The sequence below is a fragment of the Pollutibacter soli genome (assembly GCA_029269725.1).
In the GTDB taxonomy this organism is placed as follows: Bacteria; Bacteroidota; Bacteroidia; order Chitinophagales; family Chitinophagaceae; genus Pollutibacter; species Pollutibacter soli.
Genome location: JARJHS010000004.1, coordinates 354,159 through 378,417, shown reverse-complemented (window position 1 = coordinate 378,417; position 24,259 = coordinate 354,159). Strand labels below are relative to the sequence as shown.

Annotated in this window: 22 protein-coding genes; 10 read left to right on the top strand and 12 right to left on the bottom strand. The window is 42.3% G+C overall.

Going from position 1 to position 24,259, the window contains the following annotated elements:
* Positions 1-19 precede the first annotated feature (19 nt).
* Together P2W82_RS12585 and P2W82_RS12580 are read left to right on the top strand one after the other, a co-directional pair.
* Positions 20-781 (top strand): EI24 domain-containing protein, encoded by a 762-nt coding sequence (locus P2W82_RS12585; RefSeq protein ID WP_336516245.1) that lies wholly within the window; start codon positions 20-22, stop codon positions 779-781.
* Between the two features lie 16 nt (positions 782-797).
* Complete coding sequence (locus tag P2W82_RS12580; protein ID WP_336516244.1) at positions 798-1,499, top strand: SAM-dependent methyltransferase; 702 nt, start codon at positions 798-800, stop codon at positions 1,497-1,499.
* A gap of 10 nt (positions 1,500-1,509) precedes the next feature.
* On the opposite strand, the gene P2W82_RS12575 is transcribed toward P2W82_RS12580, so the two are convergent.
* Positions 1,510-2,898: a M20/M25/M40 family metallo-hydrolase gene (locus tag P2W82_RS12575; RefSeq protein WP_336516243.1), complete on the bottom strand. Its 1,389-nt coding sequence runs from the start codon at positions 2,896-2,898 to the stop codon at positions 1,510-1,512.
* 20 nt (positions 2,899-2,918) lie between these two features.
* Positions 2,919-3,284, bottom strand: coding sequence for a hypothetical protein (locus P2W82_RS12570; RefSeq protein WP_336516242.1), 366 nt, complete (start codon positions 3,282-3,284; stop codon positions 2,919-2,921).
* A 211-nt stretch (positions 3,285-3,495) separates the two neighbouring features.
* Here P2W82_RS12570 and bshA point away from each other — a divergent pair, with 211 nt between their 5' ends.
* Positions 3,496-4,632: an N-acetyl-alpha-D-glucosaminyl L-malate synthase BshA gene (gene bshA, locus P2W82_RS12565; RefSeq protein WP_336516241.1), complete on the top strand. Its 1,137-nt coding sequence runs from the start codon at positions 3,496-3,498 to the stop codon at positions 4,630-4,632.
* Between the two features lie 277 nt (positions 4,633-4,909).
* On the opposite strand, the gene P2W82_RS12560 is transcribed toward bshA, so the two are convergent.
* The 6 genes from P2W82_RS12560 to porV form a co-directional block, all read right to left on the bottom strand.
* The gene (locus P2W82_RS12560) at positions 4,910-6,205 is read right to left on the bottom strand and encodes a murein hydrolase activator EnvC family protein (protein WP_336516240.1); all 1,296 of its coding nucleotides are present in this window, start codon (positions 6,203-6,205) and stop codon (positions 4,910-4,912) included.
* Positions 6,206-6,289: 84 nt separating this feature from the next.
* Positions 6,290-7,099, bottom strand: coding sequence for a lipoprotein insertase outer membrane protein LolB1 (lolB1, locus tag P2W82_RS12555; protein ID WP_336516239.1), 810 nt, complete (start codon positions 7,097-7,099; stop codon positions 6,290-6,292).
* A gap of 19 nt (positions 7,100-7,118) precedes the next feature.
* A complete protein-coding gene (gene dut / locus P2W82_RS12550) occupies positions 7,119-7,562 on the bottom strand; it encodes a dUTP diphosphatase (RefSeq protein WP_336516238.1) in 444 nt (147 codons plus the stop codon).
* Positions 7,563-7,623: 61 nt separating this feature from the next.
* Positions 7,624-9,723 (bottom strand): T9SS type B sorting domain-containing protein, encoded by a 2,100-nt coding sequence (locus P2W82_RS12545; RefSeq protein ID WP_336516237.1) that lies wholly within the window; start codon positions 9,721-9,723, stop codon positions 7,624-7,626.
* Between the two features lie 30 nt (positions 9,724-9,753).
* Positions 9,754-10,236: a 2-C-methyl-D-erythritol 2,4-cyclodiphosphate synthase gene (gene ispF, locus P2W82_RS12540; protein ID WP_336516236.1), complete on the bottom strand. Its 483-nt coding sequence runs from the start codon at positions 10,234-10,236 to the stop codon at positions 9,754-9,756.
* Between the two features lie 153 nt (positions 10,237-10,389).
* Positions 10,390-11,550 carry a type IX secretion system outer membrane channel protein PorV gene (porV, locus tag P2W82_RS12535; protein WP_336516235.1) on the bottom strand — a complete coding sequence of 387 codons (1,161 nt, stop codon included), beginning with the start codon at positions 11,548-11,550 and terminating at the stop codon, positions 10,390-10,392.
* A gap of 544 nt (positions 11,551-12,094) precedes the next feature.
* Here porV and P2W82_RS12530 point away from each other — a divergent pair.
* From P2W82_RS12530 to P2W82_RS12500, 7 genes are all read left to right on the top strand, one after another.
* Positions 12,095-13,636, top strand: a complete 1,542-nt coding sequence (locus P2W82_RS12530) for an SUMF1/EgtB/PvdO family nonheme iron enzyme (protein WP_336516234.1) — start codon at positions 12,095-12,097, stop codon at positions 13,634-13,636.
* A gap of 70 nt (positions 13,637-13,706) precedes the next feature.
* Positions 13,707-14,987, top strand: a complete 1,281-nt coding sequence (locus P2W82_RS12525) for a UDP-N-acetylmuramoyl-tripeptide--D-alanyl-D-alanine ligase (protein ID WP_336516233.1) — start codon at positions 13,707-13,709, stop codon at positions 14,985-14,987.
* Positions 14,988-15,090: 103 nt separating this feature from the next.
* On the top strand, positions 15,091-15,930 hold the full coding sequence (locus tag P2W82_RS12520; protein ID WP_336516232.1) for a transposase: 840 nt from the start codon (positions 15,091-15,093) through the stop codon (positions 15,928-15,930).
* 82 nt (positions 15,931-16,012) lie between these two features.
* On the top strand, positions 16,013-16,759 hold the full coding sequence (locus P2W82_RS12515; protein ID WP_336516231.1) for an NIPSNAP family protein: 747 nt from the start codon (positions 16,013-16,015) through the stop codon (positions 16,757-16,759).
* Between the two features lie 68 nt (positions 16,760-16,827).
* Entirely contained in the window at positions 16,828-17,283 is a 456-nt protein-coding gene (locus tag P2W82_RS12510; protein ID WP_336516230.1) for a DUF983 domain-containing protein, read from the top strand.
* 50 nt (positions 17,284-17,333) lie between these two features.
* Positions 17,334-18,353: a GntR family transcriptional regulator gene (locus P2W82_RS12505; protein WP_336516229.1), complete on the top strand. Its 1,020-nt coding sequence runs from the start codon at positions 17,334-17,336 to the stop codon at positions 18,351-18,353.
* An 85-nt stretch (positions 18,354-18,438) separates the two neighbouring features.
* Positions 18,439-19,392, top strand: a complete 954-nt coding sequence (locus P2W82_RS12500) for a D-2-hydroxyacid dehydrogenase (protein ID WP_336516228.1) — start codon at positions 18,439-18,441, stop codon at positions 19,390-19,392.
* Between the two features lie 18 nt (positions 19,393-19,410).
* Here the strand turns inward: P2W82_RS12500 and P2W82_RS12495 are convergent, their stop codons facing one another.
* From P2W82_RS12495 to P2W82_RS12480, 4 genes are all read right to left on the bottom strand, one after another.
* Positions 19,411-20,532, bottom strand: coding sequence for a redoxin family protein (locus P2W82_RS12495; protein WP_336516227.1), 1,122 nt, complete (start codon positions 20,530-20,532; stop codon positions 19,411-19,413).
* A 69-nt stretch (positions 20,533-20,601) separates the two neighbouring features.
* Entirely contained in the window at positions 20,602-21,969 is a 1,368-nt protein-coding gene (locus P2W82_RS12490) for a putative oxidoreductase C-terminal domain-containing protein (protein ID WP_336516226.1), read from the bottom strand.
* A gap of 8 nt (positions 21,970-21,977) precedes the next feature.
* Complete coding sequence (locus P2W82_RS12485) at positions 21,978-23,357, bottom strand: Gfo/Idh/MocA family protein (protein ID WP_336516225.1); 1,380 nt, start codon at positions 23,355-23,357, stop codon at positions 21,978-21,980.
* 3 nt (positions 23,358-23,360) lie between these two features.
* Positions 23,361-24,221 (bottom strand): ThuA domain-containing protein, encoded by an 861-nt coding sequence (locus tag P2W82_RS12480; protein WP_336516224.1) that lies wholly within the window; start codon positions 24,219-24,221, stop codon positions 23,361-23,363.
* Positions 24,222-24,259: the final 38 nt, after the last annotated feature.

The window sequence follows — 24,259 nt, the reverse complement described above, 5'->3', positions numbered from 1 at the left end:
ATATTTAAAAACCTGGGGCTTGCTTAAAGAAATCGTAACAGCCATTCAGTCCTATTTCAAAGCGCATCAATTCATTTCTGCTCACAAGTTATGGAAATGGATCATTGTTCCGGGAGTCATCTATGCTATCCTTTTTGCTGTTGGCATCTACTTCTTCGGGCAGTCGGTCACCAGTTTTATCGGATATATTACGGAGATCAGCGGGATCAGGAACTGGCTCCAGAAGCCTGAAAACAACTGGCTGGGTTTCTTTTTCACTATCGGTGGAATTATTCTCGTTGTCATCCTGATGTTCTTTTATTTTTCCCTGTTCAAATATATGTGGTTGATTCTCGGCTCGCCGGTATTTGCTTACCTGAGTGAAAAGACATCATCCATCATCGAAGGAAGAGAAATAAAAATCACTGCCAGGCAAATCATCAAAGACGCATTAAGAGGAATAAGACTGGCGCTGAGGAATATGTTATGGCAGACGGTGTACACTGTTTCTATCTTACTGCTTTGTTTTATTCCGGTTATCGGTTGGGCAACACCGATACTTGCCCTTTTTGTTGAATGTTACTATTATGGCTTCTCCATGCTCGACTACAGCGCGGAAAGGCGCCATATGAACAGTTCCAAAAGCATTGCCTATGTTGGCCGCCATAAAGGGCTCGCTATTGGCAATGGACTGGTATTTTATCTTGTACATTTTGTGATAATCGTTGGCTGGATATTTGCCCCGGCTTATGCTGTAGTCGCTGCAACCATCAGTATGCACGAACAACGAGATCTTGGTTAATCCCTGAATATTCCCCATGGCAATTTCAACGATATATCTGATTCCTGCGCCTCTTGCAGAAGATGGATTGAATTCCTTGCCTTCGTATATTCCCGATGCTGTCAAAAACTGTTCAGCATTTTATGTAGAAGAAGAAAGAACAGCCCGTCGATATCTGAAAAAAATCTGGAAGGAAATGGTGATTGATGATTATCGCTGGTACAATATCCGTCAACAGGATCATGAATTGGTGTCTGCATTCAAAGCGGATATTGCTGCAGGAACGACTATTGGAATAATCAGCGAAGCTGGCTGTCCCGGAGTTGCAGATCCCGGGCAGGCACTGGTGGAAATTGCTCAGGAAGCTGGTGCAATAGTAAAACCGCTTGTTGGGCCAAGCTCGATATTACTTGCCCTGATGGCGAGTGGCATGAATGGACAGCAATTCCGGTTTTGCGGATACCTTCCCGTAGATGCACAGCAAAGAGCAAAGGCCATACAAAAAATCGAAGCTGATTCCGCAAAAGAAAACTGTACACAAATTTTTATTGAAACGCCTTATAGAAATAATCAGTTGCTGGAAAGCCTGATAAAAAATTGCAGGCCAGATACAAAAATTTGTGTTGCAGTTGATCTGACATCAAAAGATGAATGGGTGAAGACGTTATCAGCAAAACAGTGGAAGGGTATGAACAAAGAACTTCATAAACATCCTGCAATTTTTCTTTTGCTTGCCTGATTATCCGAGCCTAAAGCCCATACTCACTTACCAGCCACATCAGTTGTGTCATTACAATAGCGCCCAGTTTGAGTTCGCGTTCACTCACTTCTTCAAACACATCGTTTGTGGCGTGATGTAAAGCCATATAACGTTGTGAATCCGGGTTTAGGCCAGCGAGGGGTGTTTGTAATTGACGATATAGAGGTCCAATATCGGCACCACCACCGCCCGGTACAAAATCACTTGCACCGTAAGGATAGAAAAGATTTTTCCAGGATGCAAATTTCTGACCTTGCTGCGCATTCATCGTGTAGCCGAAACCGCGAGGTGTGAAACCGCCTGCATCACTTTCCAACGCAAAAATGAATTTCTTTTCCTTTTCTGCTACAGCAATTTCAGCATACTTTGTTCCACCACGCAATCCATTCTCCTCATTCATAAACATAACAGCCCGGATGGTTCTTTTAGGCCTGATACCTGCAGATTTGAAAGTTCTGATAACTTCTATTGACTGGACACACCCGGCGCCATCATCGTGCGCTCCTTCAGCCAGATCCCAACTATCAAGATGACCTCCGACAGTCAGCACTTCATTTGGAAATTCTGAACCGCGGATCTCGCCCACAACATTATAGGAAACCGTATCTGGTAACGATCTGCAATTTGTTTTTATATATACTTCCTTCGGACCAGAAGCCAACGCTTTACTGAGATACTCTGCATCATTGGTACTTACTGCCACGGCCGGAAGTTTTGGAAAAGAATCATTGTACACCGTACTTCCTGTATGCGGGTAATCGTCCAGGTTAGGTGACAGCGTACGGGTTATCACCCCGATCGCTCCGTATTTTGCAGCCATCGATGGACCGCGACCGCGATAAACGCCTGCTTCACCATATGCTCTGAATGCATTGATGTAGGTCGGGTTCATCGGGTAGTTATAAAAAACAATCTTGCCTTTCACTCCCGCTTCACCGAGTTTGTTTAATTCATCAAAGCTTTTGACCTCAATCACCTGTGCTTTTATTCCGGAGCCAGGTGTACCTACCGAATTACCAAGAGCTGCGACTTTCAGGTTATAGGTCTTACCTTTTCCGAGTTCAAGTGTAGCCACTTCTTTTGCGCCGCGTACCCAATGCGGAACCATACATTCCTGGAGGTATACAGTGTCAGCACCTGCTTCGCGCAACATACGAGCTGTTTCGACTACTGCTTTTGCTGCACCGTGTGATCCGGAAAGTCTTTGCCCTACCTGTTTGCACAAGAACCGAAGATTAATGTATGATTTACCGTTAGTGAAAACATCATCGGATATCTTTTTCAAGACAGCAGCTGTATCTGTCTGCGCCTGCAGGCTTCCGAAAAATAAAACTAAACCCGCAAGGCTAAGTACTATGCCTTTGATACTTTGATTCATTCCTTAAATTGTTCTGGAGATTAATGCATCGAGATAATACTGTCAACCACATACTTACTGAATCCTCTCCACGGAACTGCACCAAGGTATTCCTTGTAATGGAGGTTGAATATTTTTCCCTGGTTGGTAAGCATCTGCTGGGCTATGCTTTCCTTTGTAACCGAAAAATCAAAATCAAAAGATTGAATAGTATTGGCGCCTTTTGACTGCAAGCCCGCCTGGATAAGTTTGCCCTCATAAGTTTTAAAAATATATCCTTTCTTCACCAGGAAATTCAGTTCGCCGGACTTGGCACCTTCTCCAAAAACGAAATAAAATTTCCAATAGAATAGCCCCGTTCCAACAATAAGGACAATTAAAACAAACATCCAGATCATCTTACGCATAGCAGCCGATTTAAGGGAGAAAAATACCAAATGTTAATGAAATCTGAAAAAAAGGATACTAACCCCAACAGCTGTAGGGAAACTCAAACGGTTAAGGGTTAAGAATTACATTTACATATTGGTCTGTCCATTAACGACAGGCCGGGCTTGATATCAGACTGGAAACAAGGAATTATTTTTGCCTATTGATTTATTTAAACCCAGTAATCAAATGAATATAGGGATCGTCTGTTATCCAACTTTTGGAGGCAGTGGTGTGTTGGCAACAGAGTTGGGAAAAGCGTTAGCCGATAAGGGATATAATATCCACTTTATCACTTATCAGCAGCCAGTAAGACTTACAGGATTTACGCCAAATATTTATTATCATGAAGTGCGGGTTCCGACCTACCCGCTTTTTGATTTTCCGCCTTATGAAACTGCATTAGCCAGTACAATGGTGGATGTTATTCGCAACAATAATCTCGACCTGCTGCATGTACATTACGCGATTCCGCATGCGGCTGCGGCGTATATGGCCAAGAAAATTCTCGAGCAGGAAGGTCGACGCATACCAGTAATCACAACGCTTCACGGAACGGATATCACGCTCGTTGGGAAGGATAAGACCTACGCACCTGTGGTTGCATTTTCTATCAACCAGAGTGATGCGATTACTGCTGTATCGCAGAACCTGCGCGAACAGACGTATGCGAATTTCAATATTGAAAAGGATATTGAAGTCATTTACAATTTTGTTGACATCAAACGCTTCAGCAAGAAACCGATTGATGCATTTCGTAAAGTGATTGCCCCCCATGGAGAAAGAATTATTCTCCACGCATCGAACTTCAGAAAAATAAAAAGGATCGCCGACGTTATTTATCTATACTATAAAATCCAGAAGGAGATTCCTTCAAAAATGTTATTGGTGGGTGATGGCCCTGAACGGCCGATGGCTGAAGAGCTTTGTCGTGAACTCGGTGTTTGTGATGATGTTCGTTTCCTCGGGAAACAACAGGATATGGAAGAAATGTATGCCATCTCCGATTTGTTTCTACTTCCATCAGAATATGAAAGTTTTGGATTAAGCGCATTGGAAGCGATGGCTGGTGGAGCGCCTGTTGTTGCATCGGATGCAGGTGGCTTACCGGAAATTATCGAGCCTGGTTATAATGGGTTCATGGGAGCCGTTGGTGATGTAGAAGCTATGAGTCGCTTTTCCAAACAGATTTTGAAAGATGATGAGACGCTGGCGAAATTCAAAGAGAATGCACGCGCATCGGCGTTAAAATTTGATATTCATAATATTGTTCCGCAGTATGAGGAGTTGTATGAGAAGTTTGTGATGGCAACTGCGAGTTCATAGGTGGAACAGCCGGTTGATGGTTTGCAGTTTATAGTTCTGAAATTCAAATGAGCCTGTCGAATTGCTGAGAGAATAATGTCAGGCGGATCTTTAATTCCAATAAATGTTCTTGTTTAGATAAAAGAAGTCTTTTAAAAATGCAGATAGAAGCCACGCCTTTTACCTGCATGTTTAAAAAGTCTGTAGTTTTTGAACAGGTCGAACGACGCTCTTTTTGACATCGGCGTTAAAACCAGCTCCGGATAGTCTTTGCCCGCACGTCTCAGTGACCGGAATCCTATCTCGGTTTAAGCCACAATTCAGGATCAACAAATTTGCTTTCGATAGTAACAACAAAAAGTATCTGGCCATCGCCATCTTCATTTGTTCCTGCTTTGCCTATGACCTGGCCTGTTTTTACCTCCTGGCCTTTAGAGACAGTTACTGAAGCCAGGTTCTGATATGTGGTGAAGTATTTACCATGTTTAATAATGATGGCCGGCTCGCCGGCGATATCAAATACAGAAGATACAATTCCATCATAAATGGCTTTCACATTTGATCCTGGAGTGGTTTCCAGTGTGATGCCTATGTTATCTTCGTAGAGCGTTGTACCCTCAATTTTTTTTCTGCCAAAGCCTGAAACGATCATCGATTTGTCGACCGGCCATGGCAAAGCACGACGGTTATTCTCAAAGCCGAGTGAGACCCTGGTTACTTCGGGTGAATTTTCCAGTACGCTGGATTTCCTCGCACCCGGCTTTGCCGGTGTTGCGGTTGAAGGCTTTGATGCCTTGGGAGCATTCGCATCCGCCAGTTTTTTTGCATCCTCTTCGGCTTTCTTTCTTTCTGCTTCTGCTTTTTTCCTTGCCGCTTCAATCTCTCTTTTAACAGCAGCAGCAATTGCGTTCTGTAAATTTCTTTCAACTCTTTTCTTGGCAGCGAGTTCTTTACCGAGCTCTTTTTCGCGCTGCTGAAGTTTTGTAACGACTACACTTTTTTCCTTCTTTTCATCTTCGAGCATTTTCAGCTGCTTGCTCTGTTCCACCAACACATTGCTTTTTTCCTTTTTGTTTGCCGCAAGCGTAGCCACCTTTCCCTGCAATGAAGCTCTTGCTTTGTTGATGTTAGCCACCTGTTCATCGCGGTAATTGCGATAGCTCTTCAGGTACTGAATTCGTTTTATTGCATCATTAAAACTGGTCGATGAAAAAATAAAATTAAGCATGTCGTAATTACTGCTGTTCTTGTATGCATATTCAATAGTACGACCGTATTGCTCTTTCAGCGTATCGATCTGGTTTTTTAACCTGTAGATCTCACGGTTATTCATGAAAATATCATTGTCGATCAACTGCACCTGAGAGTTGATATTTTCAATAACTGACTGGCGTTTTTTGAGTTTATTCTGAACAAGTGTGAGCTGACTGAGACTGGTTTTTTTATCCTTGCTGAGAGAGCGCTGTACCTTTTGCAGTTCGTCTATTTCCTGCTGTATTTCTTTCTTCTTTCTCTCCAGTTCATCGCGGCTCTGTGCAAATGCCGGCGTCAAAGCAAATAAAATACCGATCAACAGCAATAAGAGTTTCCGCATAGATGAATTTTGAAACGACGACGAACAAGGATTTCTGCAAAAAACGGAAAATCAAGGCTAAAATTTTTTCCGCATTTGTTAAAATTACTTCATTTTATAGTTCTTCGGAATACTGAAAGGGAAAGTGAGCGATTTATTGAACTCGACCTGTTTGAATTCCAGATCCACATCGATATGATTTTTCTCGGCAATGCTGATACGGCGCAGATTTGCAAACCTGGCAAGTCCATTCATCTGGTAGTCGTCGTAAGCGAGATTCGCTGTCCTGGATTTAGACAGGTCGACATCATCAAGCTTGCTATACATCAGAGCAAAATCTCCTTTGCGGAATGTCATCAGGTGCTTGAAAAAATTGCCTGCAATAGACATTGTTGTGATCTCGTCACTTTTTTTAAATGAAGTAACACTGCCATCGAGATAAACCGGATTTCCGATGATGAGATTTTGTAATGTATTAAAATCGAAAGGTAGTTGTGTTATTTCCTGCAGGTATGCAATGGGTTTAATCTCGATGGTTTTATTTAATTTGTCGAGAATCATTATCGTGTCGGGAGTGATCTTCACGCGGAAAGCTTCAATGCCAAGAGCAGCGATGATCGAAACCCACATAAGGCTGTCTTTCTGAATACGCACGAAGCTGTTAAAATCATATTTACGTCCCTTGCTATCGTCATAATCCACTTTCATTTTTGCCGAGAAGCTGTTGAAATCGATGTGATTTTTCCTGATATTTTCAAAAGCTTCTGCAACCAGTCTCACGGAGTCATCTGCAGCAGGTTTGATCAGCATGTTAGTACTATCTTTTACAGCAACAACTTCCGTGATCTTACGTGTAGAACGACAGCTGGTGAAAAACAAAGTGCTGATAGCAATAATGGCAAGTATGATTCGCATTTTTAAAATTTCAGTTCTTTTAATTTTTACCCGTATGTCCAAAACCACCTTCATTCCTCTCTGTTTCGCTGATCATTGTCGTTTCTTCCCAATTGATCTTTTCCACTTTCTGTAAAACCATCTGCGCTATTCTGTCACCGTGCTGAATCGTCTGCTTCTCTGCAGACAGGTTAATCAGTATGACCCTGATTTCTCCCCTGTAATCAGCATCAATAGTGCCGGGTGTATTCAGACAGGTGACGCCCTGTTTGATCGCAAGCCCGCTTCTTGGTCTGACCTGCACCTCGAAACCTTCCGGAATTTCTATAAAAATTCCCGTAGGAACCAATATCCTCTGCATTGGTTCCAGGGCTATTGGTGTTTGCAAGTCCGCACGCAGATCCATACCTGAAGCACCGCTTGTTGCGTAAGCGGGTAAGGGATTGGCAGATCTGTTAATGATTTTGACTATGGTTTCGGCCATTTCTTATGGTTGTTGGGTAAAAAATTATGCCATTGGTTTAATTCATGGCAGTTATATAACACTATCTTATCAGTTCCACCGTTCCTTTTGCATTTTTGGTATCAGGCTCTCCGTTTTTCGTATAAGTGAGTATCCAAACATACGTTCCCGGCTGCGCCTGCCGACCTCCTGTCATTCCGTTCCATTTTTCATTCTTATTAGTTGTGGCAAAAATTCTCTTGCCCCATCGATCATAGATGATCAGAGAATATGTATTGATTGATCCGGTATTCAACATTCCAAACCCATCATTCAATCCATCACCGTTTGGCGTAAATGCATTCGGAATGAACAGTTTGCAGCTGCCAGGTTCGATTTTGATGGTGTCGGATGCAGCGCAACCCTGCACAGTAACTTTCACACTGTACTGACCTGAATTCCTGACCAGCAGATCAGGTGTGGTCTGACCGGTACTCCATTGATAAGTTGCACCTCCTGTAGCAGCATTTAACAACAATGTTTCTCCGGCGCACAATGCAGTATCACGGCCCAGGTTAACCGAAGGTGTCGGTTTGAAATCCACAGTAATTGAATCTCTTTCACTGCAACCCAGCTGATTTACCTCCAGCCAGTATAGCCCGGATTGATCAATCTTAATTGATGATGCTGTACTGCCTGTGCTCCATGTATACCCAATATTGGACACAGGAACCGACACGGTGATCGCCTCGCCTGAACAAATAAGTCTGTCGGGACCAAGTAAATCTTTTGTAAAATCCGTGACCCAAATGGATTGTTTAACTGTGTCGTTTGCTTTTGTACAATCATCTTTATAAACGACCAGAGAAACGTCGAACACACCCGGTCCTGGAAATTGATGCGTTGGCTCAAACAGATTGGAAGTGTTACTGGCTCCTGAATTCGGATCACCGAAATTCCATTTTACTGAATCAGCGCCAATAACCCTGTTGAGTAAAAACTTAATATTTTTCTCACTACAATCACCAGTGCGGGAAAAATTAAAACTCAGGGAAGATGGCGAAAAATAGCTTTGAACAAATGAGGGAAGTCCGGCGAGACAGAATCGCTGCCCGGTTTCACCCAGTTTGAGTGCCTGGTATTGTACATTGCATCCCATCCCCTTTACATTGGGATTGTTCACAACAGAAATATAATTTTCGTAGAGACAGGAGATGTAAATTTTACCATCAGGACCCATCTGAATTCCTGTCGGCAAAGCCTTTGATTCAAACACATGTTGTAACGAAGCCTGTATAGTCGCCTGCCTGCCTGAAGTAACATCAAACTGAGCAATCAATCCTTTCTGCAATACGGTGCTGTACCAGGAAACGTATAGCAGCTTACTGTCACTGGAAAATTCTGCTCCATAAACTCCGGTGATATTTCTTGCCGGTACTGATGCAGGATTTGCTCTGAGCAGCATGGGATTTGACATCTTACCCGTGAGGCCATCAAAATCCATCAGCTCGATAATGTCATTTTCATAGCTGTGCATTGCAGCGATTTTTTTCCCATTGCTGGAAAAACGCAATACACCAATGCTGTTTACACCAGCGCCACCGATACTGATTCCGGAACTACTCATCACCGGTGTGGTTTCAACGCCATTTTTTGTAACGAGGAATGCATAATATTCGCTGGAACCAAAACGCCGGCCAACCACCCAGCTATCGCGATTATTACAATGACTTACGGCACCGATTTTTTCGTATGCGCCTGACAGCAACCTGATATTTTTTGTTACGACAGCACCGTTGCCTCCGTCACGATTAAGATTGACTTCAGAATAACATAAACCGGTTTCCTGTCTTTCAGAGCCGACAGTAAAAACATAATAGATACTGTCGTTTGCTGGGCTTTTAATAATGACGGCACTCTGGGTACTACTTACACTTCCTGCCAGATCAGACCCGTTTGGCATTTCCTTGTGAAGCCTGTTAAAAACTTTACGACCATCAGTATAGAAAAGGAGTTTACCATTGGAGTCAGAGATGGTTGCACAACCTTCATCAGTGGTCATCACTCCGTTATCGAGTGCTTGCGGAGCGCCTGCACTAAAATCAATTCCTGCTTTATTTCCGAAATACCACACATTTGCCTGTTTTTGCGAAAAACAATTCAGTGTGATCAGGAGAACAAGTACAGAAATGATTTGCTTCATGAAACGGTGCGGAATCTATGTTTGAATTTATTAAACATTTTTCACGAGGAGAATAGTTGCATACGCTACGAGACCTTCTTCCCGTCCAACGAAACCCATCTTTTCGGTGGTAGTGGCTTTTATCGAAACATCACCAAGACTTATCCCGCAAATGTGTGCTATCACTTCCTGCATCAGCGGAACGAAGGGCTTAATCTTCGGTTGCTCAAGACAAAGCGTGCTATCGATATTGTTGATCTTATATCCTGCACTTGTTATGAGGTCGACAGATCTTTTCAAAAGGATCTTACTATCAATATCCTTGAACTCACTGCTCGTATCAGGGAAGTGGACGCCAATATCGCCAAGTGCGGCTGCGCCTAACATTGCGTCGCAAATGGCATGAAGAAGAACATCTGCATCACTATGTCCTTTTGCGCCTCTCTCGTGAGGAATTTTTACGCCACCCAGCCACAGATCCCTGTGCTCTACCAACTGATGAAAATCGATACCAAAACCTATTCTGAATGACATGAAAGAATTTAAGGCGCGAAAATACAAAGGAACGGGGAAGGTTCAATGTGGAAAGTTCAACGTTGAACGTAGAACGTAAGACCTTAAACCCTAAATGAGCAAGGCCCCGGAAGAACTCGGGGCCTTGCTCATTTGCTAATATGTTTATAAGAATTATTCTTTATCAGCACCGCCACCATCAAAATCAAATACAAGACTGAAACGTAAAGTATTTGACAGCGGGTTTCTGTTAACGCCTGATCCTGAAGGAATCAGGTAAGAGAAGTTCAGACCGAAGATGTTGTATTTGATACCAGCACCGACGGTGAAATATTGACGATTACCTTTTGTAGCATCTTCGTAAAAATATCCTGCACGGAATGCGAACTGGTTGTTGTACCAGTATTCGGCACCTACTGAGAAATAGAACTCACGAAGCTCTTCACTGAAACCCCCGGGAGCATCGCCGAAAGAACTGAACCAGCTTCCAACAACACCCTTACTCCGGTAATTTACCAGACCTGCCGAATCACCCAGGGCCGGAGGAGTTGGAACCATTAATTTATGGATATCCAAACCGAAGGAAATCTTGTGAACTTCATTAAATGCAGAAGTGTAAACGGTACCCAGACCAAGATTGGCCGGAATAAAGTCTTTCTGAGTAGCGTCGTTGGTGTAACCAATTTTGCCACCGAGATTGGTTAAGGCAAGACCAAAGTTCCAGCCGGCACCATTTTCGTCCGCAGTCGTGTAGAATAAACCAAGATCTGCAGCAACAGTGCTTCCTGCTTTATAGGCAACGCCATTAACAGCCTGTCCGCCAGCAAGGTTTGAATTGATATACCTTACGGCCACGCCTATACTAAATGGGTCAGAAAGTTTTCTTGAATAACCAAGGTCGAATGAAAATTCCCGTGGGCGGAAAGAGTTCAGGTCATTACCCAGATTATCAGTAAACTGAATATTTCCGAGGCTGAAATATCTTAATGATGCCGAAAGCGCCTGTAGATCATCGAGTTTATAAAAACCCGCGAGAGAAGCAAGATACACGTCATTTAATCCAAGGTCTTTTAACCAGGGTGTATAAGTGACTGCTACAGACCCTTTATTTTTTGTAAACGGATATTTCGCAAGATTGTAAAACTGGGAATTAACATCGGCTGAAGTTGCTACCCCCATATCACCCATACCACCCGCACGAGCATCCGGAGAAATTCGAAGGAAGGGCACTGCCGAAGTAACGACATTTATTCTGTCGGCCGTCTGAGCCTTTGTCCCCATGGCAAATGCAACACACACCGCCCCTACAGCTAGTTTCCTGAAAGTTTGTTTCATGAAAAGAAATTTGGCTATTCTAGTAAATAAATTGAGTAGAAGTTTATGCCATTCAAACTGTTTGGGGAGCCAAAAATACTGTTTTTACCTAATTCACTATAAATTAACGATATTTCCCGCCTATCGATTCATGCTTCGTTCTGTAAACATCAATACTAAACGGATACCCACAATGAACGGCCTGTTCCGGACTTTATTGTTTTTTATTTGTGGTAATCATTCCATTATCCCACAGGCAAAAAAGTCGTCAGCAGGGCTACCCAAGGACCGTGCCAAGAGCTGTTCCGGGCATACTTAAAACAGTGAAAAAACTAACCGGAAGCAAAATCCGTTGGTATTTGAAAGAATCTGAAAGCGTTTGCTTCCGGGAAATAGCAGTGGATACATTTAGCATTTAATAAACAATAATTGAATGTGTTATCAATCCGGAAATTGGCAAAATCTATTACATTCGCATCGTTATATACATGCACGGATTCAAACAATATTTTGTTACACTAACCGTTTTCAAATAGCTAAATCCAGCAAAATGCAAAATTTGAGCATGAAAAACCTTTTAATCGTACTCGCAGCCCTTCCTTTACTTTCTTCATGTAAGAATGGGCTTTTCGGGAAAAACAAAAAAGAAAAATCTTCCGTCACCGGGTGGAATTACAATGACAAGAACATGGGTGGTTATAATGTTTCCAAAGAAAAGGAACAGAAGACCGGCCCGGGACTTGTGTTTGTGCAAGGTGGTACCTATACTATGGGTGCAACTGAAGAAGATGTAATGGGTGACTGGAACAACGTACCCCGCAGGGTTACTGTTTCTTCATTTTATATCGACCGTACAGAGGTTGCCAACGTTCACTACCGTGAATACCTGTATTGGTTAGAAAATGCTTTCGACGATCCTCAGTATGCAAAACTGATCGATGGAGCAAAACCCGACACACTGGTTTGGCGCAGTGAGCTGGCTGCGAACGAACCGCTGGTAGAATATTATTTCCGCCATCCTTCTTATAACAACTACCCTGTAGTTGGCGTAAACTGGCGCCAGGCAAATGATTTTTGTCTTTGGAGAAGTAACCGCGTCAATGAGCTTATCCTGGTAGAGAAAGGTTATATCAATAAAAATCAGTTGAAAACAATCCAGGGTCAGGGTGAAGAAAACTTCACTACAAAATCTTACCTGCTGGGTCTGTATTCTCCAATGCCGGGCAAACCTAAAAAGAATCCTTTGCTGGATGCTAACGGACGCCCCCGCAATTTCGTAAAATTTGAAGATGGTTACCTGCTCCCTAACTACAGGCTCCCAACTGAAGCTGAGTGGGAATATGCAGCGCTGGGTTATATCAACCAGAATCCAAAAACAAAGAAAAAAGAAGGCAAACGTGGTGAGGAGTTGATCATGAACAAACAGGTGTATTCATGGTCACAGAATGTGAATGGTCTTCGTGATGCTCGTCATGGTAGCTGGCAGGGTAAATTTCTCGCTAACTTCAAAAGAGGTAATGGTGATAACATGGGTATCGCAGGTGGTCTGAATGACAACGCGTCTATCCCTGGTCCGATCGAAGCTTATTTCCCTAATGGTTTTGGCCTTTATAATATGTCTGGTAATGTAAACGAGTGGGTTGCTGACGTTTTCCGTCCGTTGTCAAACATGGATGTGGATGATCTGAACCCATATCGTGGTAACAAATACGAGAAACTGTATAAAAACGATAATGGCGAATTCGAAAGAGACAGCCTTGGTCGTGTGAAATACGTTCCTGTAACAGACGAAGAAAGTAAAAACCGTCGTAACTATCAGAGAGGTAATGTTGTAAACTATCTCGATGGTGATTCATCTTCAATGGTAGCTTACGGTTATGGTAAAACAACGTTGATCAGCGATAAATCAAGAGTATATAAAGGTGGTAGCTGGGATGATCGTCCTTACTGGCTGGGTCCTGGTACGCGCCGTTTCATGGAAGAAGATCAGTCAAGTGCTACTCTCGGTTTCCGTTGCGCGATGGATCGCGTAGGTAGCCAGGAAGGTAATGGTTTCAAAAATGGTAACCATTTCAGCAAACAACGTCAGAATTCAAGAAAAAAATAATCGAACTCATTTTATAAAAAAGCCTTTCCAAATCAGGAAAGGCTTTTTTTTTGCGCTATATATTTGACACATGAGTATTGAAACATTATACGAGGTTTTTAAAAGGAGCCCGGGAGTACAAACCGATACCAGGAAGATTGCAAAAGATGAGATTTTTTTTGCTTTGAAAGGTCCCAGTTTCAACGGCAACAGTTTTGCTTTGAAAGCGCTTGAACTTGGCGCAAAAGCCGTAGTCGTTGATGAAGATCCTGGTATAAAAGACGATCGTGTATTTCTTGTTAATGATAGTCTTGTTGCGCTTCAGGAACTTGCATTGCATCATCGTAAACAATTCAATATTCCTTTCATTGCAATTACCGGAAGCAACGGTAAGACAACGACAAAGGAACTGGTACATGCCGTTCTGGAGACAAGCTATGTTACCTACACCACTGCCGGCAATCTGAATAATCATATCGGTGTACCACTTACAATACTTTCCATCGGAAAGGATGCACAGATGGCCGTCATCGAAATGGGTGCCAATCACCAGAAAGAAATTGAAAGCTATTGCAGGATAGCTTTGCCAACGCATGGCATTATCACCAACTGCGGTAAAGCGCATCTCGAAGGCTTTGGTGGCATTGAAGGTGTAAGAAAGGGAAAAGGTGAATTGTATGATTTTCTTCGTGCAAACAAGGGAACTGCCTTTGTCATGTGGGATTATGATTATCTGCGTTCAATGAGCAGTGGCATTCCGACAGTAATTACTTATGGTACTCATAGCACAACCACCAATGGTCACGTCATAAGCGCAGAGCCCTTCCTGAAAGTTGGATTTGATGATTCAGGGATTAATGAGATAGATACAAGATTGGTGGGCGACTATAACCTGCCAAATGTGTTGGTAGCTGTTGCTGTAGGAAAATTTTTCAATGTTTCACCTGCAGCAATTATAGCAGCAATCTCCGGGTATAATCCTTCCAATAGCCGGTCGCAGCTGATCAAAAAAAATGGCAATGAAATAATTCTCGATGCATACAATGCAAATCCGAGCAGCATGAAAGTGGCCATTGAAAATTTTGCAGCACAGCCAGATAAGAACAAATGGATAATACTTGGCGGAATGATGGAGCTTGGAGAAACCAGTATTGCAGAACACGAAGCGATTGTTCAGCTGCTGAAATTGTATTCCTGGAAGAATGTGTTGCTGGTGGGAGGCGATTTCGCTATGGTGCATCATCCATACCGGTTTTTCAAGGATGCGGTAGAGGCTGGTGAATGGCTGAAGGAACAGGATGTAAAGGATGCGATGGTATTGGTTAAAGGCTCGAGAAGTATGAAAATGGAGCGGGTTGTTGAGTTTCTCTGACCGAATATCCATTTAGGCCGCGAGTCAGAAAAATACACTGGATTTCCGTTTTTCACACTTGGAAGGCTGCCTGCTGCAATCATAGTTTCATAGAAAAAATTCTATGAAATTCAAGAGTACCACTTTTCAAAAGTTCAATCAGATTTTCAAAACAGATGATGATTGCAGAACTTATTTATACTCAATCAAATGGCAGAATGGTTATTGTTGCAGGAAATGCAACAATGACCTTAGTTACAAAGGGGAAACAAAATTCCATCAACGGTGCCGCTTATGCGATTATGATGAGTCGGTGACTGCCAATACGGTATTTCATAAGATAAAATTTCCATTATTAAAGGCTTTCGGTATTGCATTGCTGGTGATGTCCAGGAAAAAAGGCATTTCAACACTGGAGATATCACGCAGTTTCGGAATCCGGCAAACTACTGCATGGCTTTTCAAGCGAAAGCTTCAGGAAGCGATAAAAAGCGGTGAAGAATTCATACCGCCTGGGGATTTATACAAAGTTGAAATACAAATAGGTGGAGCAGAAGTGGAATCAAAAAGCCGGTTTCGCGGATCTGAAAAAAGGGCTGTAATTTCATTAGTATTCAATGGTCGTAAAATAGTACATGGATCTGCGCAGGTGGTTGACCGTGGAAATGCAAGCGGATCTTCAAACGATACCGGTAGCAAACTACGAATTCATGAAAAAGAGTTCCATTCGAAGAAAAAAAAACAAAAAAGAAACCAATCTGCTTCAGACATCGTCGTCCTCAATTTGAAAAACTGGCTAAGAGGAATTCATCATCATTGTTCCGGTCATTTTGTTTCAGGTTATCTTGACGAATTTTTTTTCCGGTTTAATAATAGAAATCATCTGAAATCCATTTTCCACCTGGTTGTCGAAAAAATGATCTCTGGTCGTCCTTATTTTTACAAGCCAATGGCGGCTAAATGATTAATCGGTGGCTGTCAATGAAAATACAACCTGATCAAAACCATTAAATCGTTACATTTATTCTCAATTTTCAACGACACATATGAATATTCTGATCGCCCTTCTGCACCTGACCTTGCTCTTTCCCGGCACCCTAAAAACAGCCCCCGATACAAAATTCTATGAACTCCGCATCTATTACTGCAATCCCGGCAGACTAGATGCACTGGTTCAGAGATTTACAAATCATACTACCAAACTTTTTGAAAAACACGGCATGGAAAATGTCGGCTACTGGTTACCGGTAGATAATAAAGAGAATGCCTTATACTATGTCCTGGCATTTCCAAATAAAGAAGCGCGCGATGCCTCCTGGAAATCTTTCATAGCCGATCCCGTATGGCAGGAAGTGGCAAAAAAATCAGAAGAGGGAGGCAAAATTATTTCTTCAATCACTTCGATCTTTATGAATGCCGCTGATTTTTCGCCGGCAATAAACCCATCAAAGGCAAGCAAAGACCGCCTCTTCGAATTGCGTACATATTATTGTCAGCCTGGTAAACTCCCAGACCTGCTCACCCGTTTCCGCGACCATACACTCAAGCTTTTTGAGAAACAAGGAATGCAGAATATCGCTTACTGGACTACCATCGAACCAGATGGCAAGCAGGCGAAGCTGGTGTATATCCTGGCGCATCAGAACCAGGAGGCAGCCACGAAGGCATGGGAAGGCTTTCGCGCCGATCCGGTTTGGATCAAGGCTAAGACGGAATCAGAAAAAAATGGATCTATCGTGGAGAAAGTAGAATCAGTGATGATGAATCCATTACCCTTTTCTACGATACGTTAATAAACGGATACATCTTGATATAACGGAATCAGTCATTCAATTGATCGGGCAATTCGTATTTTTGCAGCATGGCTGATAAAGTTCAAAAACCCGGTTACCTCATCAGCGTTTTTGATAATCGTTGCCCTCGGTGCCGGCTCGGTAAAATCTTCAAACACAGGAACGCATACAACCTCAAACAAACCGTGGTGATGAATGAGAAATGTCCTGTTTGTGGGCAACCGACCGACCTTGAAACAGGATTCTACTATGGAACCGGCTATGTAAGTTATGCGTTGGCAGTCGCCATCAGTGGGGTCACTTTTGTGGCTTGGTTACTTACGATTGGGTTTTCACTCGAAGACAGCAGGTTCTTCTGGTGGATGGGAATCAATGCTGTTCTGCTGGTAGTGATTCAGCCACTCATTATGCGACTATCCAGGTCCCTTTGGCTCTCATGGTTTGTAAAATACGATCCCGACTGGAAAAAACACGAGGTGGCAGAATCAGAGCGACTGGTTAAAGAACACCAGAACAATTGGTAAACTCAAAATTCATCACCTGGTAATAGGCAAGTTATCCAAATCCTTTCTGCATGACATTTAAGTTGAATATTGACCAGGATAAAAAAACACCCAAATACATACAGGTTGTTGATACCATCACAGAAGCCATCCGACTGGGCAAGCTGAAAAAAGGAGAGCGGATTCTTTCTATCAATGAATTAAGTGACGAATATTTTTTATCGCGCGACACGGTAGAGAAAGCATATAACATTCTTCGCAAGCAGGGAATAATTTCCTCTGTGCGTGGTAAAGGTTTTTATATCAGGCATGTCGACGTCCATGTTCCGTATAAAGTGTTATTAATTTTCAATAAAATCAGCAATTACAAAAAACAGATTTATCAGTCTTTCATCAACACGCTCGGGCACCAGGCGATAGTTGATCTCAAGATTCATCACAGCAATACCCAACTGCTTCAATCGCTGATAGAAAATCATCTTGAAGAATATAACTATATAGTCATTATGCCGCATTTTTATGACGATGCAGAAGTGGCAAGAAAAATTCTGAATACCATTCCTTCAGAAAAACTTATTCTCCTGGATAAAACAATTCCCCATATGCCCGAACATTGGGCCGCTGTGTACCAGGATTTTGAGAATGATATTGTAGAAGCGTTAGAGAACGGGATGGATCTGATCAAAAAATACAACCAGCTCTATCTCGTGCATCCAAAGCTCGTTCCCTACCCTCCTGAAATCGTAAAAGGTTTTCGCACCTTTTGTATGCAATACAGGTTTTCATACCAGGTAATTCCGGAAATAGAAGTCGGTAGAAAATTGAACAAAGGTGAAGCCTATATCGTAATTGAAGAAACCGATCTTGTCAACCTCATAAAAAACTGCCGGTCAGAAAACATGAAAATCGGCAAAGACATTGGCATTATTTCCTACAACGAAACTCCGCTTAAAGAAATTTTACAGGAAGGCATTACCGTAATTTCAACAGATCATATAAAAATGGGTGAAACTGCAGCAAAGCTGATCCTGGAAAATAAAAAGGAAAAAGTCAAAAATAATTTTGAACTTATCCGCAGGAAATCTCTTTGAAAAAACAAATCACTGAGTTCTGCCTCGCAAATCATTAATGATTTAATTCCATCATTCTATCGATCGGGTATATTATTTTTACCTGATGAATATTGTTATTACTGATGGCTATACACTCAACCCCGGAGATCAATCCTGGGAGGAAATTGAAAACCTGGGAACAGTTAGTTACTTCGACCGGACAAAACCTGACGAACTTATCGGAAGGTGTAAGAATGCTAACATCATTGTGACAAACAAAACGCCCGTGAATGGTGATGCTATCAGGTCATTGCCAAATCTGAAAATGATCAGTGTTACTGCTACAGGATTCAACATTATCGATGTCTCCGCAGCAAACGAAAAACACGTTATTGTTTCAAATGTTCCTGGTTACGGAACAGACAGTGTTGCTCAACACACGTTTGCACTTATCCTTGAGCTGAGTAATAAATCAGGCATACATGCAGAAAAAGTAAGGATAGGTGATTGGCAGAAATCAAAAGATTGGTGTTTCACACTTGGTCCCATAGTTGAACTGGCAGGTAAGAAAATCGGTATCGTAGGGATGGGAAATATCGGTAGAAAAGTTGCTGATATCGCAAAAGTTTTTGGAATGGAAGTACTGTATCACACGCGTAATCCGAAACCTGAATATCCAGGAACAAGCTGTGATATTGAAGAGCTATTTGCGAAGGCAGATGTCATCAGCCTGCACTGTCCGCAAACACCGGAAAATACCGGCTTTGTTAATGCAAAACTATTGAGGAAGATGAAAAAATCTGCATGGCTTATCAATACTTCGCGCGGTGGTTTGATTAATGAAAATGATCTGGCTGCTGCTTTGCAAAATAAAACAATAGCTTATGCAGCACTCGATGTTTTAAGCAGTGAACCCCCATCGACAAGTAATCCATTGACAGGTCTTCATAATTGCCTTATCACGCCTCATATTGCGTGGGTCAGTTTTGAAGCAAGAGAAAGAATAATGCTTCAGACAATAAAAAACATTAAAGCATTTACCGAGGGAAATCCTATAAATGTCGTCGCAGGACAATGATGTTTTAGAAATTAACGATTAGTAAAATCTGCCGATCAGTTTATTTTCCACGATCAGTTTCTTCATTTCAGCCGGATCGATTGTCCCCTGTTTTCCATAAACAATCTTACCTCCGGGTTCAACAAGAATTGTATAAGGCAAAGCGCCCTGCCATTTGGGATCGATCGCATCAATGAGTGCATATTTATCGCTACCGGTAAAGAGATAATTTTTGTTTGAAGCTTCGAGCTTCTTTAACCTCTCAAGAGTTTTGTCTTTTTTATCAGGTGTATCCATCGAAATAGTTACAAATTCGAAATCGCGCTCACGATACATCCTGTCAATCTTTATAAAATCGGGTAACTCCTGAACACAAGGTCCGCACCAGGTTGCCCAGATATTAATTAATCTGAGTTTTTTAGAATCGTTGTTGGCGACAAGTTCTTTTGCTTTTGCTACATCCATCTCTGCTATTTCAACAGGAAGTTTCGCCCACTGCGCATATAGTTTAGCATTGTATTCATTTTTCCATGCCCATTTTACAGAACAACCAAACGTCTTTGTTACTGCAGGTGATGGAGGTGTTCCGGTCAGTACACTATTTATTGCAGCTCTTAAATCTTCAGCGTTGCCGGTTCCCGGTTTTTCGTGTGCATCTAGTCGGCCTGCGTATTGCAAAACCTGTTTGTTATCAAAAACAAAAGCATGTGGTGTAGCTACCGGGCCGTAAGAAACAGACACTTTCTGGTTTGCACCATCGTATAGGTAGGGGAAATTATATCCCTTTTGCTTTGCTCTTAATTTCATTTCCTCGAAACTATCGCTCAGGTCTGTATATCCCAGCTCGCCAAGGTTAATGGCCTCAGGATCGTTTGGTGAGATGACTGCAAAGGATACCTGTTTCCCTTTGAACTCATTAACCAACCCAATCAACCTATCTTCATATGCCTGGGCAGTCGGACAATGATTACAGCTAAACACCAGTACGAATACTTTCGATCCGCTGAAATCTTTCAACGAATAAGTTTTTCCATCTGTTGCAGGAAGACTGAAGGGTGGTGCTTTCGCTCCAATGGCCAATGTTACAGGCTCGGGATGCGATTGGGCTGAAGTGAAATTATGTATCAGGATTGCAATAAATAAAATGATCAGCTTTTTCATCTGGCAAATGCGGTTAATGTTTTTAAAGATAAAAAATACAGATGATTTGATCACACCTTCACCGGCCCATTATTTATTGGCGCCCGATATCTCAAATGCAGTTGTGGTAATGTAATATTTCGTGATCATGTTGGGTACTTCCCATGGAGGAAGAAAGTCTTCTTTTAAATAACGAAGGTAGTTTTCAGTGACCCTCGCGAAATGAGCTTCATGACCCTCACGATAGGATTTGGGTATTACCACCTTCCAACCTTTTTCTGAGGGCTCGAGTGAAATGCCCTGGTACTTCTTCTCCAGCTCATCAAACTCCGCAAGCATTACAGCAGAGAATTCTTTTGTCGGTTTACCCTTTATTTCGATATACAATTCAGGTACAAACTGCTGCTCCTTTCCCTGCCTGATCACGAGATCGCAATTAGTGCCACGCATGATTGAATAATGTGTGTCACCCCCGCCCTCTTCAGCTTTATAGTTCCAGATTACTTTTACACGGGCATGTACTCCTTTAACAGAATAATTGATTTCACCGTTTGATTTTACCTGGAGAAGTCCGCTATTGTCAACGTATTTCTTCAGATAATCTGGGAAAACAGGTTCGCTTGTACTTCCGGTGAATTGTTCATTTGTCAATGCGGTATTCCATGATCTGCAACTACCCATCCGGATATCCTTGGTATAATCAATGATTTGTCCGGGAAACGCTTCCCATTGTACAAGATCAACGAGGTGAGTTGTGACATCAACGATCCCCTCACCTTCCTGGGTGACGTCATAAAACCAGGCCGGTCTTTGCAAAGGCTTTCCGGAAACTTCCTTGTAAAAATGATGTACACTTTCCTTTGTCACCGATGGACTGTCGGCACTTCCCTTTTCTAATTCTCCAAAAACTGATGAAATCTGCGATAACTCTTTTTGCAGAATTGAAGTAATCTCAAACCGTTCGGTCATGATATCATACAACAATAGTTTTTTCTGTTCAGCTTTTTCAAAAGCAGATTTCAATTTTTCAAACGACTGTGGATCGATGGCCATCGGTTTATCAGCATATACATTCATTCCGGCATTCACAGCGTCAAGAATATAATCGGTTTTCTTCCGGTTATTTCCAGCAAGAATCAACACATTTCCTTTCTTTTCATCGATCATCTTTTTAAAAAAATCATCACCGGTATAAACGTCTTCCTCCCAATGTGTAGGATTTTCCGCCCTTGAATTATATCCTTTTATTTTTTCCAGGTACAAGTCTACATCCTTCCCGGCGGGCGCATAGACATGCACAACTGAATCAACTTCGGGATACATTGTTTTCTGGACTAAGGCAGAATGGAAATGTCCAGGATCGGCAATGATAAATTGAAAAGGTTTTTTCTCCTTCATCTCATTTGAACAGGAAATAAAAAACGTACAAATAAATAATGCACCGAAAAAATTTTTCATGGTATCGATTAAGTCGACGAAATATAAGGGTAACGCTGAGGACGCGATAGCAAACTGTTAGCTTCATCGTCGTTGATAAATTTTTCCCGAACCGGATCCCAGTACAATTTCCTTTTCAACTTCATTGCTGCATGATGGAGAAGACATGCGCTGCAGGATCTGTGCCCCACTTCCACAGGAGCAATCGGTGGCAATCTTGTTTTCATACAATCCAGCCAGTTGCCATGATGCTCTTTGCTGATATAAAGATTCACTTCATCAGCACCAATCTTTGAAGTAATAATTTTCGGATCACCTGAGGTGAGCGCCGGACTGGGCGTTTTACTGACAGGATCGGATGCCGTTGCAGCATAATTACCCCTTGTCACAAAAATCCATCCTTTGGATCCTTCAAACCTTATTCCATTCGGATTTGAATCACTGATCTCCATTTCTACACCGTTCGCATAACGCGCAAACGTTTTGAAAGAGCCATGCACATCCCATAATCCTGAGGTGGGAAAATCCGCCGATCCCCAGATTTCAACGGGACCAGTATATTCAGTATTCATTGCCCAATGTGCACAATCGATATGATGCGATCCCCATCCTGTTATCATCCCCGCACCAAATTGCTCACAACGCAACCACCCCGGTCTGCTGTAATCCGCTTGCGGATGCACCCGCTTCTCCGTATAGTATACATAAGGCGTCATGCCCAGCCATGCATCGTAATTCAGGCTGGCGGGAACGGGCATTTCTGTTTCCTCGTTTCCCGAAGGATCGACAGGCAAGCCGATAATGACTTTTTTCAACTCACCGATTCTTCCATTGCGGACTAACTCCGCCGCATACCTGAACTGCGTCGAAGAACGCTGCTGACTTCCTATCTGCAAAATTCTTCCTGAACGATGAACGGCATTACTCAAAGCTCTTCCATCAGCAATGGTTAGGGATGCGGGTTTCTGGAGATAAACATCTTTACCTGCTTCTACCGCGTAAATGGCAATAATTGAATGCTGATGATCCGGAGTACTGATCAATACACCATCAATATCTTTACTCTGTAATAATTCCTTGTAATCGGCATAAGTTTTTACACCGTCATAATTCGTATTCAGCTTCTTCGAATAAAAATCATTGACCATTTTCCTGGCATCATATAATCTTTTCTGATCCAGGTCACAAACCGCAATAATTCTTGCATTATCATACTTTAAAGTCTCTGCCATATCATGGTCGCGCGAAATACGCCCTGTTCCGATCGCACCAATATTCAGTCGATTGCTTGGCGCATTTTTCCCAAAAACCGTTGCGGGCACAATGGTTGGAAATGTTGTGACACCAAGACCAGCAGCAAAACCTGCTTTCACTGTCGAGCTAAAAAATTTCCGGCGATTTATTGACATGACTTACTCGTTTGAAAATTTCAATGGCGTGTTTATCCCGGTAGCGTAGGGTTTCGAAGCATTCTTCTTCTTCGCGAGTCTTGCAATATAACTTATACCCTGAAACAAATGATTTACAAAAACCGGGTCGCTATAGTTTGCTATATCATGACCGAGTGTTGTAATCCAGATATGACCTCCATCGTACCGGTGATACCATACCGCCGGGTACAACACATTGTACTTTCCTGCATTTTTCAGAATTTCTTCTTCCTGGTCCTTGTTAAGAGTTGTGATATTATGCGCCATCAATACTTCAGGACCAGGATAGAGTTCCTTACTGAAATAACATTCATCCTGTTTAGTCCAAACCAGCGGAACATTTTTCAATGAAGGATGATCCGGTCGGATATTTTGAATCGTATAGACCTGGTTTCTGGGGTGCCATGCAAAACTTCCTCCCATCATATTTTTAAACCAGGTCCAGTTTCTTTCTGTACCCATCACCGAATGTATTCCGACAAAACCACCGCCGCTTTCAATGTATTTTCTGAACGCAAGGCGCTGCTCATCATTATCAAAAACATCGTTATTGGTACTGGCAAAAATGAGTACCCTGAATTCAGCAAAGCCGGGTGAAGTAAAAATGATAGGCGTATCGGTAACAACAACATCAAAGCCTTTCTCCTTTCCCAGCTTTTTCACCATGTCTGCAGCCGCAGCCCGGTTATCATGCACATAGCCTTTGCCATTTCGCGTATAAACAAGGACCTTAAATCTTTCGCTTTTAACCTGGCTGTTAACGGAAAAGAAGGATAAAGTTCCAAGAAGAAAAAATACTACCGGCAACTTCAGCAAATGGAGATTAAAAGAGAAATATTTCATATCAGCGTACAGCAATTATTGAAACATTGAATTTAATA